The organism is Aliikangiella coralliicola (genome assembly GCF_007004725.1).
GTDB classification, from domain to species: domain Bacteria; phylum Pseudomonadota; class Gammaproteobacteria; order Enterobacterales; family Kangiellaceae; genus Aliikangiella; species Aliikangiella coralliicola.
In genome coordinates this window covers 651,703-666,194 of record NZ_ML660161.1, presented here as the reverse complement: position 1 = coordinate 666,194, position 14,492 = coordinate 651,703, and the positions used below count along the sequence as shown (strand labels likewise).

The 14,492-nt window shown below is 43.3% G+C and carries 7 protein-coding genes; all 7 read right to left on the bottom strand.

Features of this window, described 5'->3' with window-relative positions; genetic code table 11:
* Positions 1-109: 109 nt before the first annotated feature.
* A complete protein-coding gene (locus FLL46_RS05715; RefSeq protein WP_142892511.1) occupies positions 110-3,010 on the bottom strand; it encodes a chemotaxis protein CheB in 2,901 nt (966 codons plus the stop codon).
* 8 nt (positions 3,011-3,018) lie between these two features.
* The gene (locus FLL46_RS05710) at positions 3,019-9,942 is read right to left on the bottom strand and encodes a hybrid sensor histidine kinase/response regulator (RefSeq protein WP_142892510.1); all 6,924 of its coding nucleotides are present in this window, start codon (positions 9,940-9,942) and stop codon (positions 3,019-3,021) included.
* Positions 9,943-9,965: 23 nt separating this feature from the next.
* Positions 9,966-10,841 carry a CheR family methyltransferase gene (locus FLL46_RS05705; RefSeq protein ID WP_142892509.1) on the bottom strand — a complete coding sequence of 292 codons (876 nt, stop codon included), beginning with the start codon at positions 10,839-10,841 and terminating at the stop codon, positions 9,966-9,968.
* A 15-nt stretch (positions 10,842-10,856) separates the two neighbouring features.
* The gene (locus FLL46_RS05700; RefSeq protein WP_142892508.1) at positions 10,857-12,920 is read right to left on the bottom strand and encodes a methyl-accepting chemotaxis protein; all 2,064 of its coding nucleotides are present in this window, start codon (positions 12,918-12,920) and stop codon (positions 10,857-10,859) included.
* A gap of 65 nt (positions 12,921-12,985) precedes the next feature.
* Positions 12,986-13,534 (bottom strand): chemotaxis protein CheW, encoded by a 549-nt coding sequence (locus tag FLL46_RS05695; protein ID WP_142892507.1) that lies wholly within the window; start codon positions 13,532-13,534, stop codon positions 12,986-12,988.
* Between the two features lie 8 nt (positions 13,535-13,542).
* A complete protein-coding gene (locus FLL46_RS05690) occupies positions 13,543-13,908 on the bottom strand; it encodes a response regulator (RefSeq protein WP_142892506.1) in 366 nt (121 codons plus the stop codon).
* Positions 13,909-13,978: 70 nt separating this feature from the next.
* Complete coding sequence (gene pilG, locus FLL46_RS05685) at positions 13,979-14,365, bottom strand: twitching motility response regulator PilG (RefSeq protein ID WP_142892505.1); 387 nt, start codon at positions 14,363-14,365, stop codon at positions 13,979-13,981.
* Between the last annotated feature and the right edge of the window lie 127 nt (positions 14,366-14,492).

Here is a 14,492-nt window from a genome sequence, read left to right as displayed (position 1 = left end):
CCAATACACTGATTGAAAATTGAATCTATCATTCAACAATGCAATGCTAATCAATGTAATACTTTTAATACCACAATACTATCAGCAGTTGATGACATTGAATAATTTGTTATCTATTCAAGTAATCGACCAGCTTTTCCGCCAGTTGTTCCGGCGATCCAACAAAGTCAACTTCACCATTGTCAATAACAGCTTCAGGCATCGAAGAGTTAGCACAAGTGTCTGTAGACTGAGCCCAGACGACCCCACCTCTTTCACGCATTTTTTTTGCGCCGATTAATCCATCTTCACCCATCCCACTAAAAATAATCGCACCGGAAAGTTCACCATACGCATGACTGACCGAATCAATCACATCATCAATACAAGGCGAATAAGGGCTACTCCACTTTTGTGAGTGGTCGACTAACATCGAGCCATCCTGAAGAAAAACGGTTTTACCTTTAAGTGGTGCCAGAAAAACTTTTCCTGACAGCATTTCATTACTGCCATTAGCAACGACTACTTCAAACTGGCTATTGTTAGTTAAAATTTCAGCCAGGACCGGTAAGAAGTTCTCGTCAATATGCTGCGCAATCACAAAACTCGCCGGAATATCTTTCGGTAAGCACTGCATAAATCGTTTTACCGCTGCTGGCCCGCCAAGCGACGCACCGATCACCCAACAAGGTGCCTTTTTAGATGCAACTTGCGCAACCGTATTTTCTTCAAATTCAATTCCTGAGGCGGTTTCATCAAGCATCGGAATTTCAAATTCATCGGAAGCAGAGTCTTCTAATTCAAGCTTATCCGAAGAAGGTTCCTCTAAAGCGCTCTCTAATACCGCCTCATCAGAAATTGTCTCTTCGGGATTCGTCTCTTCAGAAACAGCATGGTCAGAAACTATCTGTTCTGAGTCGGAAACTTCCGCTTGGTACTCCGCTTCTTCAGTGGCTTGTTCAGCAACAGGCGCATCACCAATTGCACTCTGGGCAATTTCTGAAATTGCGGCAGGATCCAATTCTAAACCGGCAGCTACTTCAATTTCACCAGTATCGTGAGCCTGCTCAATTGCTAAGGAAACGTCTTGATCAGCGCTATCAGAATCTGAGTCATAATCTTCTAATGTTAAATCTTCTTTATCCAGGTCCTGAACCAGATTTTCTTGAACCTGACTTTCTTTAACCTGGCTATCTTCGACTTCACTTAAAAACGCTTCTTCAGACTCTTCACCAGTTTCTAGCTCAAACGACTCTAGAGAAATATCAAACTCTTCATCAACGGGATCGCTTTCCGATTCCAAACTTGTTACGACATCTTGAGTAGCGAGCTGCTCAGCGTCTTTTTGACTTAACCACTCAGGTTCATCACCTTCAATCTCAGTCAGCTGAAGCTCAGTTTCATTTTTCGGCTCTGATAACTCTGTCGACTCATGCTGCTCTATAATTTGGTCTTCAGGCTCATTCCCAGCGCTCAATTGTTCTGGTTCAGCGTCTTGCTCTGAATCAGACAAATCTCCCAGAAAGTTCGCTCGCCCTGTAGTACTTTCCTGCCCGACGGGTTCAAGTGATAGCCCACCAAAATCTTCTTTAGGTTCAGGTTCTTTTTCCTGTTCCTGATTATTTGCTTTATCCTCGGGTAACTCACCTATTTCATCGATGACATATTGAGCTTTGCCGGTTATCTTTTGTTGTTCTTCGACATCTTCTAATTCCAGGCTCAGTTCCCCAACAGAAGATGTTACTTCTTCTGTATTAGATTCTAGCGCTTCATCATGGGTTTCCGCTGGTGATTCCAACTCGTGAGCGTCGAAGCTGATTTCGGTTTGAGCGTCTAGCACCGAAGGTTCTTGGCCCAACTCTAATGAAACTTCAACATCTTCCAAATCCGACAACTCATTTGATTCGCCGGGTTCTTCCAGTGATAAAACCCCAGAGTCATCCGATGTTTCAGTTGCTTCCGACTCAAGGTCAGAATCAAAATCCGCTAATTCAATTTCAAAATCAAGTGATTCATCATCTGTGGACTCAATTTCCAGCTCATCCAATTCATCAGATGCACTTTCGACCTCAGGTATTTGCGGCTCTTCTAAGGTAGGCAGATCAATTTCAATCGCCAGCTCGGCTTCGCCCTGCTCGGTCGTTTCATCTTCTTGACTGTCAAAGTCTTCTAACTCAAAGTCGCCTAGCTGCTCCAGCTCAAAATCGGTTTCTGTTCCATCGATGTTGGAATCATCGTCAAGATTGATGCTCTCTTCTTCAGTTTGTGTGTCTTCATCAATTTGTAAATTCTGTTCTTCAAACTCAGGGATTTCTATATGTACAGTCGTGCCAATCCTGCCGGCACTTGGCGAACTTTCACTAGTCTCTGGCGTTTTTTCTTCGGTGGTAGGATCTTCACCAATCAGCTCTTCACCAATTTGATTTTCATCGATCGAGTCTTCGCTAGCTGTTACGCCAGCAACAGGCTCTACCTTGGGAAGTTCTTCGGTTAGTACCGGCGAAATTGTTTCCAGCTCAGATACTAGCTCAGCAGCTATGTCACTGGGAATTCCAATGGTCGACATCTCCAGCTCATCTAACGATGAAGACAAAGAAGAATCACTTTGGAGCTCTGTTTCAGTTGAAGGTTTTTCTTCGCTAACCGCGGCTTCTAGCGTTTCCTTTGATATGACTTCCGCCGAAGGTTCGGTTTCTTCAACGGTTTTTTCTAATCCAGTAATTTCATACAGACGCTCAATTAAATTACCACACCAATACTCAGGGTGCGTCTGTTTCGCGATAGTACCTGGTTCACTGAAATAAACAGGGGTTTCCGACTCATCTAACAGATGATCAATTGCATCATGCCAAGAGTCATCATCCACATTCAGCAGCCAGACATGCAATTCAGTGTCTTCAACATGCTGATTAGAAATTTCTTCTGGAGTGATGTTGTAAACTATTTCAGCGTTCCGCGCGTGCAACAATTGGACGAGCTGCTCACCCTCGTCACTGGCGGACGTCACCAATCCTATTTTTAAACCGCTCACTTTCTTCCTCAAGTTCTCGTTGGTAACAGTGCTGAAATTGAATCCAATAAATCGACTTCATTATAAGGTTTACCCATATACTGATTAACGCCAATTTGTTCGGCTCGCTCACGGTGTTTTTCCCCGGTTCGCGATGTAATCATTATGATAGGTAAATCTTTCAATGCGTCATCATGACGGATAATTGTTGCAAGCTCAAAACCATCCATTCGCGGCATCTCAATATCTAATAACATAACATCTGGTTTTTGATCGCCAAGAACCGTCAAGGCGTCAACACCGTCTTTTGCGGTAATCACTTCAAAGTCGTGTCGCTCAAGTAATCGCGTGGTTACTTTACGAACTGTAATCGAGTCATCGACAACCATCACCACTGGTGCACGATCATCCTCAACCTGCACGACTTCTTCTCTATCAAGCGCAACGGTTGCGTCAATTCGGCGAATAAGTGCCGGCATATCCAAAATTAATACAACTCGGCCATCACCAAGAATTGTCGCACCAGATAAGCCACTAATTAAGCTCAGCTGGCTACCCAAAGACTTCACAACTATTTCTCGACTTCCTAACAAATCATCAACTTGCAGCGCCGTTGGGTGATCTGCGCCATGTAATAATAATACCGGTAAGGGTTGTGTAACCCCTTGCAAGTTAGCCGACCGATTATGATCGAGTAACTGCCCAAGGTAATACATGGAATAATCAATTCCTGCGTATTCAAAAGAGACGTCTTCGTTAGAGTAATATTCTTCAAGCTCAAACGGACTTACTCGTACAATACCTTCAATATTTGCTAGCGGAATGGCAAACACTTCTTCGCCTAACTGCACCATCAACGCATGATTAACCGATACAGTAAATGGAAGCTTAACGGTAAATATTGAGCCGACTCCCTGGGTAGAATCAATTTCAATCACACCGCCCATCTGCTTAATTTCACTACTCACAACGTCCATTCCAACACCACGCCCAGATATTTGCGTGACTTTTTCAGCGGTACTAAAACCAGCTTCAAGAATGAGCTGTTGCAATTCGTGGTCGGACAAATCCGATGACTCGCTAATCAAACCTTTTTCTTGCGCTTTCTGTCGAATAGCTTTCAGATTCAAGCCGCGGCCATCATCCTGAATTTTGATAAAGACTTCACTACCCTCTCGGAATAAAGAAATCTTGATACTGCCCTTCTCAGGTTTTTGATTCGCGCGCCGTTCGTCTGGCGATTCAATTCCGTGGTCCATCGCATTACGCAACATGTGCTCAATCGGCGCAATCATTCGCTCCAATACGTTGCGATCCATTTCGCCTTCAGCACTAATCGATAATTCGATTGTTTTACCCAATTCGGTACTAATTTGGCGGATCATTCGACGCAATCTTGGCACCAGACTTTCAAACGGAATCATGCGAGTTCGCATCAAGCTTTCTTGCATTTCTGTATTGACTCGCCCTTGCTGTAACAACAAAGTTTCCGAGTCAGAAGTCAGTGAGTCCAAACTTTCTTTTAAGCTCATCAAATCCACCGCACTTTCGCCAAGACCACGAGTCAACTCCTGCTGTCGTGTATACCGGTCCATTTCTAGTGGATCAAAATCTTCATATTCTGCACCGCCGGAAATTTCTCGACGATATAAAATTTGTGCTTCCGTCTCGATATCAAGATTTCGTAGTTGATCTCGTAAACGTTCGATTGTCGCGCTCATTTCCTCAAGGTTATATTTAAGCACCGACATCTGTTGTTCCAGACGTGATCTGAAAATACTGGTTTCACCAGCCAGGTTAACCAATCCTTCCAACTGTTCGGATGGCACCCTGATAACTTCTGTGCTTTGTTGAACTTTAGCTTTGCTCTCTGCCTGTTGCTGTTTTTTCTTCTCAAATGAAACAACTTCAGCAACGACCTGATCGGCTTCGGCAGCTTCTTCCGGTTCTTCGACCTCTTCAACCGGAACCTCAGCCACGGGTTCAAGCACCGGAGATTCACCTTTAATCAGCGCTTCCAACGACTTCATGTAGGTTTCGGGAACAGTCATCTGGCGCTTAGTCTCAACTTCTTTAACAAGCGCTGCGATAACATCATATCCCTGCAACATGAAATCAACATCTTCATCTCTGGCAGTCAACTGACCACTATTGACCCGTTCGAAATAAGTTTCCATCTCATGGGTAAGGTCACCCAGAATGATCAAATCAGATAAACGCGCGCCCCCTTTCATTGTGTGAAGGGTTCGCTGTAGCAAATCAATTGCGTTTTTATTGTCTAGTGACTCAGACCATTCATGCAACGCTTCATCAAGCGTAACTAATAACTCATCAGCTTCTTCAAGATAGATTTCTAGAACTTCTTCACCATCTTCATCCAGATCAACCTTGTGTATATTTCCAGTGACAACAATGGGAGCCGCTGGACTGATTGTATCTTCAACAAAAGTTTCGCTAGTGGTTGGTTCATCAGGTTTAATATCAACAACATTTTCGCCGGCGAAAGCATGGGCTTCTTCTTCCTCTTCCCAAGTATCGACCTGCTCGACGGTTTCGTCTTCTGATATCAGCTCTTCTAATTCAGCATCTTCTGATACGATACTCTCTTGCTCAGCTTCTTCTTGTGCAATTTCTTCTTGCTCAGCTTCACCGGCTTCAAGCGCTTCTAGCTCGGCAGTTTCCGACTCAAGCTCAACATCTTCTGTCTGAAGCGCTTCTGTTTCAGTCGCAACCGGTTCAATTATTTCAAGCTCTTCCTCTGAGACAGGCGCTTCTAATGGTTCATCCTGAACGGTTTCAATCTCTTCTAATTCTGAATATTCCGAATCATCAAACTCGCTACTATCAAAATCAGATGCTTCCAACGAAGTCGCTTCTTCAAGTGTTTCTATTTCTTCCGCTTCTACAGCTTCAACTGCTTCAATTTCTACTTCTGGCTCTTCTAGTTCTTCTTCCGTTACTTCTTGTTCAGAAATTTCTTGTTCCGCGACATCTTCTAAAGTCGGAATCAACTCAGCATCATCGCCACTGGACTCCACTTCGAAAGTTTCTTCGTCGGCTTCAATTAACTCTGAGTCAAAGGTAAGCGACTCATCAGTAATCTCAGCTTCCTCAGCTGCAGGTTCTGAATCGAGCGATATTTCTGACAATTCCTCAACCGACTCTGAAGCGGGAAGTTCTGTTTCAAGTAATTCTTCTTCAACAAGAATTTCTGCATCATGCTCAGTTTCTACTTCGTTTGCGACTATCTCGTTTTGTTCTACTTCGCTATCCAGAACAAATTCGTCGGCATCTGAAACCTCATCAACAATTGTCGGTACTTCTAGCTCAAAATCAATCTCAGCTTCTGTTTCAACTTCAGCCTGCGGTTCGACTTCTAACTCAGCCTCGACTTCTGGCTCAGTTTCAACTTCAGGTTCCACAACCACTTCTGCAACTTCAGTTTCAGGTGACAGATGGTCGCGAATAATTTTTACATCTTGAGAAGCGTCTCCAGGCCAACGTAGCGTTTTCAACTCTGCGATCATGGCTTCTAATTTATCTGTAGTTGCAATGGTGATATCGTAATCGACTGGCGATAACTCTCGACCAAAATCAACAACAGTATTAAATAAGTCTTCTGCAGCATAGCCTAGTTCGCCGACATTCATTGCGCCGGCCATACGAGAGCTGCCTTTAAGCGTGTGGAAGATTCTTCGTAATTCAACAATGATATCTTTGTTGTTTAAGTTATCTTTCCAGCGAGATAATAGATCTCTGGCTGCTTCAATTAGCTCTTCACCTTCCTCGACGAATAATTCAACTAGCTCGACATCCATATCTTCAGGTACCGATTCAGTCCCGGAACCTTCAATCCATTCATCGATCTTGGCAACAATATTTTGCGGTGATTCGATATCTTCTTCCGAAGCAATTTTGTTTAACATTGCGGTGAGTTTTTCGATGGTCTCTACCAGCAGTAAGTTGTAGCTTTCGGAGATAGAATCTCGATTTGCTGCAAAAGTCGCTAACTTTTCCGAAGCTGAGGCAAGTTGCTCAAGCTCATCAATTGCAACCAACTCTGCACCACGATGAAAAGTGTGTAATTCAAATCGAATCGACTCTTTAAGCTCAGCATTCGAAAAGTCTTTTTCAAGCGAATCATTTAATTTAGACACTTCATGTAAAATATCTAAACCTTCGGTCAAGAAGATTGAAACAAATTGCTGATCACGTTGTTTTACACTTGATCCCGTTGCTGTCGCATAGTCAGTTTTGAGCTGGGAAATATTGTCGAGTATTTCCGTCAGCTGGTCGTTATCTAATGGCAATGAATTAGTCAGATTATCGAGCGACTGTTTCAAATAGTCATGAGTATCCTGAAGTAACGCGATGACATTTTGTTCGAAGCGATGTCCGCTTCCCTTGATTAACCGAGAATACTTTTCCCATGGGCCGGTTAATTTGGCAATTGTTCCTACACCGGCCATATTCGCGCTTCCCTTAAGGGTATGCAGCGCGCGTATCATATCGTCAGTGACAGCAACGCTACCTTCTCTAGGTGCACCGCTTAAGTAATCTGCGATTGTTTCTAAATGGCTTTGGGCTTCTGTTGAGAAAATTTCCAGCAATACGGGATCAATGGCTTCCGGTTGACTCGCCGCAACGTCGGCAGCTTTTTCTTCAACTTCACCCTCTGGCTCAGCAAAGTCAAAGTCAGCTAGCTGCTTGCCTTTTGCAATATGCTCAGCTTTAGCAACTAATTGCTGATAGTTACACTCAATTGGTTTTTGGTGGGCAAAAGCATCCACTAACTGAGGCATCATAGCCTGTGATTCGTTAAGCACAGTGATCACTTGAGTCTCAGCAGGAATCGACTCTTCAATGACTTTGTTGAGCATGTCTTCAACAGCCCAACTGACTTCACCAATGACCTTAGCGCCAACTAATCGGCCGCTGCCTTTTAACGTGTGAAAAGAGCGGCGTAATGTTGTGAGCGCTTCATCATCTTGTAAGCTATTAGTCCATCTTGGAAGCATGTCATTGATTGTTTGAATTTCTTCTTCAGCTTCCTCAAGAAAAATCTCGAGCACTTCTTCATCAATCAGCGTTTCATCAACTTGCTTTTCCGCAGATGAAACAAGTGGAATCACATCGGCCTTTTCTGTTTTCACAGGTTCTGGCACTTCTTCCATTTGATGTTCTTCAACCTGAGCCTTTTCAGGCACAGGTACGCTAACAATTTCAGCTTGTGGGGCAGCTTCACTCAGTGCACTTTCGAGTGACTCCACACTTTTTTGTGCACCTTTCAGGATTGAATTAACACCGCGATGTTTTCCTTCTTCAGATGCTTCTAGGAAATATTCAACACTAGTGATCACATCGGCCAACGCATCCAGGCGCTCTTCTTTTGGCTGAACTTCTACTGCAATAATCCGCTGTTCAACAAAATCTTTCGCTATTTTTAATATTCGCGCTGCATTATCAAATTGAACAATTCGCACCCCGCCTAATACTTCCTCGAGCAAGTTCGGCACATCGGCAAGTGCCTCTCGCTCAAATCCTGAGGCAATGTAATTGATCATCTTATCTTTCGCAGCCTGCATACTCTTACGCGCCACTTTGATAAGTGCCTCAGTCGCATCATCAACTTGCGATTCTTTCGCTTGAGTTTGACTTAATTCGCTGGACTCAACTTCATCACTAGTCTGGCTACTAGCTTCCAAGTTAATATTTTTCAGATTCGCTTCAACAAATAACAATGCACCAGCGATGTCCATTACCGTGGAGTCATCAGGCATCTTGCCTAAATCAATAAGTTTCTGGATCTGTTTAACTTGCTGACGAATAACATCGCGAGGAATCGCGAGTTCAAGTAAAGTTAAGGTATCGCTAATTCTTACTAACGAATCAACAAGATTTTGCAGTTGCGAAGGATCTTTAGCCTGAGCCCGCACAAACAGATCGAGCTGATCTTTTACAGTGGCAAGTTCTTCATTAATGGCACCGGCAACATTTGAAACTGCTGTTGAATCTGGTTTCGCCAGACGCGCCTGGCGCTTTTTAATTTGCTCACTATCAGCTAAAACGCTTTCCAGGTTAAACTCTTCTTTTAGCGCATTGATTCGCGCGTTTTTCGATTTCGAGCGAGCCACAAAATAAAGTAATTGTGACAATAATTTTTCAGGAATAACGTCATCTAATGCCGATTTGCCCTGATCAGATAAACGCTTAATTTGCTTATCAACCTGAGAAAGAAGCAAATGCACTTCTTTTCTTTTGTACAAGCCACCTTCTGTTATCGAAAAAATAAAACCATCAGCAACCCACCATAATCGAGAAACAGGATGACCTTCAGTTAAAGCCTCTAGACGCAACAACACCTTGTGAATTCTTGCCAAAGATTCTTTGATCTTTTCGAGACGGATAACCCCCGTCAAACCTTTTTGAAAATGCGCGCGAAGTTTTTTGGCATTATCTTGAAACGCTGTTGTTTTATCTTTCTCAGTAACTTTTTCAACGGCTTTGGGCGGTAGCACGCCCTGAGTGTCAGCGCTAAACAACTCTCTTTCTGAAATCGGTGTCTGATTGCCGGCTGCACGAAGTTCGTTAATAAGCGGTAATAAAATGACAGGAATATCTTTCTGGCCTTCTTCAACACGCTCAAGGTAACCGGGCATTTGTAACAATGCTCGCATCAAAACCTCGAATGCCGCTTCTACAGCAAAGGTGTTGTCTGATGCCATTTTTTCAGCCAGAATTTCCATTTCGGACGCCAATTTTGCGGCACCAGAAAACTCCAACATTTGCAAAGTACCCTGGACTTGATGCAGACAATTGATACAAAACTGTATCTGAGTCTGGTCCTGGTTATCTTCAGCAAAATTTTCCAACCCTTGTCTAGCTTGATCAAGGGTATTATTAATTTCTTTTCTGACCCAGCTTAGTGCTAATTGGTCGTAGTTGTCGGTCATGACCACTCCGATATTTACTTTATTTAGTTATCTTTACGCAAATACGCAAGACAATGCTTATTATCAACTCTGGTTAACTCATCGCCACTGACGTTAGTAATTTCTCCGTGCCCTAAAACCAGAATTCCACCAGGTTTAAGCCTGGTTATTAATTGGTTAATGACTTTCTTTTTTCGTTCATCTCGAAAATAAATCAGTACATTTTGGCAATAAATAACGTCATATTCCTGTTTGTTTTTGCTCCCAAGGTCGAGTACATTGCTTTGAATAAAACATGTTCTCTGTCTTATTTGATCTTTTATTTGGTAGTAATCATCGGCCAGCCGATTAAAATAAAAGTTTTTAGTCGTTTGAGGAACAAAATCTAACTGCCTGCCTACGTAGATTCCTTCACGAGCAACAGCCAATGATGGATAACTAATATCAACCGCAGTTACACCAAAATAAACCGTTTTATCACAAGCTTCTTTAAGCCCGATGTTCAGCTTGTCCATTTCAATAGCGAGACTATATGCCTCTTCTCCAGTGGAGCATCCAACGCTCCAAATCTGGACATGTTGTGGTTTAGAAGAGTCTTTTTGAAACCCTTCCAACGCTTTATTTCGACAATAACTAGTTACTACTTTTAGCGATGGTATATCTCGATAAAAACAAGTTTCATGAACTGTCAAAGAGTCAACTAAACTGGCCCAATCAAGTACCGATATCGCTCCTGCATCTAATTTTGAGTAAAGCTCTTTATACTCGTTAACACCTTTGTCTTTCATAAAACGAGTAAGCGCTGCAATCAAAAATGCTTTGCGGCTTTCAGGCAGCCACATTCCGGTTCGCTTTTCCAAAAGAGTTTGCCACAATGCAAACTCTTTTGATTCCATTTCTGGAAGATTAAAAGCAGCCATTAAAATTCCGCTTTATTAAGCTTCGTCTGGCAGTTTGAAACCGGCAATTGAGTTGTTCAGCTCATCCGCCAGTTCAGCCAACTTACCAATGGAACTCGCAGTATTTTGTGTACCTTCAGATGTCTGATTGGTGATTTCCTGGATAACATTCATCGTATTGGAAACATGTCCCGCAGACGCTGCTTGTTGGCGGGCCGCGTTAGATATGTTCTGGATCAAGTCTGCCAAACTTTTAGATACCCTTTCGATTTCTTCCAGTGCAACACCCGCGTCTTGTGCAAGTCGTGCTCCATGGACCACCTCTGCGGTACTGGCTTCCATTGATATAACCGCTTCGTTTGTATCGGTTTGGATTGTTTTTACCAGCGCTTCTATCTGCTTGGTTGCATTACCGGAACGCTCCGCCAGTCGTTGTACCTCATCCGCAACAACCGCGAAACCACGACCAGCTTCCCCTGCCATCGATGCCTGGATTGCCGCGTTAAGTGCCAGTATGTTTGTTTGGTCAGATATATCATTAATCAAAGATACGATATCACCGATTTCCTGGGACGATTCACCCAGACGTTTAATTCGTTTTGATGTTTCCTGAATTTGCTCACGGATTGTATCCATCCCCTGGATGGTATTTCGTACAACCTCACCACCTTTTTTCGCTATGTCCACCGACTTTTCCGCAACCGTCGCTGACTCCGATGCGTTTGCAGATACTTGCTCGATGGAAACCGCCATTTCGTTAATCGCAGCAGAGGCCCCGGTAATTTCTTGCGCTTGATTGCGAGATGCTTGTGCCAGTTCCATCGAGATATTTTGCGTTGCGTCTGTCGCATTAGCCAGTTTGACAACCGAGTCTTTAATCGTCGATACCAGACTTCTCAATTGGTCAATGGTAAAGTTCATCGCATCGGCTATCGCTCCAGTGAAGTCCTCTGTTACCGTCGCGTTGGTTGTCAGGTCACCATCTGCCAGTCCTTCCATTTCATCCAGAAGTCGGATGATAGCTTGCTGGTTTCTCTCGTTCTGTAATTTTTCCTGGTCGGCGGTTAGTCTTGCACGTTCGGTACGACTTCGGTCATCGGTTCTTTGACGCGCATAAAGCAAGATGATGAAGAGTAAAATAAATGCACCGGCTGCAGCGGAGTAATATGGATGCCCTATCTGTTTTAAATCTTCAGAATGGAATTCATAAGCGCTCTGTAACTTTTCGGTGAGTGACAGCATGTCACTTGCCTGGGTAAATATCGTATCTGATGCTTCGTGTACTTTAAATAGCTCTTCTGTAGAGCGAATTACAAAGTCCACATTTTGTTTAACACCAACGTACTGATTAGCAATTTCTTCAAGGGCTTGCCTTGCTTCCGCGTTGTTGACTCTGGCAATTCCCATCATGGCATCGCCTTCAAGCATGCCGGTCAGTACTTCACCAAAAACATCCACGTCATGTCCGAAATTCTGCGCAGCAATTTCAGCGTCGTCTCCACCGGCAAGTACCTTCTGGAAACTTCTGAGAATTCTTTCCGCATAAGTTGTTTGACGAGTTGCAAACATCACCTGCTCAGCAGTTGCCCTTGAGTCGAGCAAAATATCTTGTACATTCTGGTAAAGAAACTGCATTTGCGGAATCGTTGCGGATAACTCTCCGGCAATATCATAAAGACCAATTACCGTATCTTGTCCTTGCGATACGACATCCGCTTCTCGATTCATGTTGGTCCATAAATCACCAACATCTTTTACTTCTTTGTTACGAATGACTTCGTTAGAAGGCGGGAGTCCTTTCGAATCATCCCCTTTATCGAGATGATTAAACTGGGCCTGAAATTCCTTGGTGGAAGATGTTAGCTGCCTAAAAGCCTCAGCATTTCCTCGCGATGCCTCAGACGCGTTTTTCGCAACCTGCTGTGACAGTACCCTCAGGTTACCTGCTTTGGTCAATCTGGATTGGTTGAATTGGCTTTCCCTTTGCCCCATGAAAAGATTGAAGCCCCCAATCACAATAAATAGCAATAACAACCAAATGTATATGCCAGTGTTCGACCCCGATTCTAATTGGCCTTTCTTATCGTCTGCTGCGCTCATAATAAAATTCCTGAATGCAAAAATGTTTCAAAAGCAATAATTGTTTAAATAAACAGGCCCGTCTTTTATATTAGTGCAACCTGGCGAAACGACGGTGTCTCGGCCAAGGTGTTCAGACTAAAAACTGTCCACAGTTTTTCGCCCGAATAAAAACCTCCATTTAAAAAAGGTTGCATGGCATCATCATGCACGGGAATTTCCTGCACCCAATCCTCATCCTCGAAGTGATTCAACCCCAATACTTCATCGACAATCACTCCGCAGTGAACCCCATCATGATTCACAACTAATAATCGCTGACGGCGCAAAGCATGCGGTGCTTTACGCCCTAAAAAACTGTGTAGATCCATGATAGGTAACAAGGTACCGCGAATATTGGCCAAACCTTTAACCCAATTTTTTGCGCCAGGTACTTTGGTATGACGTGGAATCGAGATGATCTCAGCAACTTCATTCAGCCTGACAACATAATCATTGCCAGAAATGCGAAACCCAACGCCTGTCCAAAATCGACTTAAATCTTCTTCGCGTGTTGACACAGATGCACTTTCAAAACTTCGCTGCTCAATGCTTTGAAGAAACTCGAACGCTTGTATATCAGTGATTTCGCTCATGTGAAATTCTAGCGTCCTAAAATCGCTTGAATAGTGTTAATTAAATTACCTTCTTCGACTGGCTTGGTTAGGTAATCTTTAGCACCTTGTCGCATTCCCCAGATTTTGTCGGTTTCCTGATCTTTGGTAGTTACTATAACAACTGGAATATGCGCTGTAGCTGGATCTTTTTTGAGCTGTCTGGTTGCCTGAAACCCGTTGAGTCCGGGCATAACAACATCCATCAGTACAAGATCGGGCAATTCCTGTTTTGCAACTTCAACACCAGCTTCGCCACTCTCTGCAGTAACGACTTCATATCCGTTTGATTCTAGAATGGTTGATAGAACGTGAATTTCTGTCGGTGAGTCATCCACAATTAAAATCTTAGACATTTACTTTTTTCCCCCGCGTAGCTTTTTGTGTTGATTAAAAAGCTTACAAATCTGAAATACATGAACAGCTTTACACGTGACTAACGTGCTCCGTTATCGCGCCGAGCAATTCATCTCTACTAAAAGGTTTGGTCAGATACTGATCGGACCCCACAATACGTCCTTTTGCCCGGTCAAACAAGCCATCTTTGCTAGAGAGCATAATGACCGGCGTATCTTGAAAGTCCTTATTATTCTTGATTAATGCACAAGTTTGGTAACCATCTAACCGAGGCATCATAATATCGACAAATATTATGTTCGGTTTATGATCAGCTATTTTTGCCAGTGCATCAAAGCCGTCAACTGCAGTCACCACTTCACAGCCAACTTTTTTAAGCAAGGTTTCAGCAGTCCGACGAATCGTCTTACTGTCATCAATAACCATTGCTTTTAGACCCTGAAAATTATTTTCCATCGAACATTTCCTCATCAAGTGACCGCTATTGTCACTCGTAATTCAAGTCCAAACCACGCATGTTGAACTTATACATATAAGCCTGCGTAACTTTTAACACAAAAAACCGCGCTATTCCACACAGTTT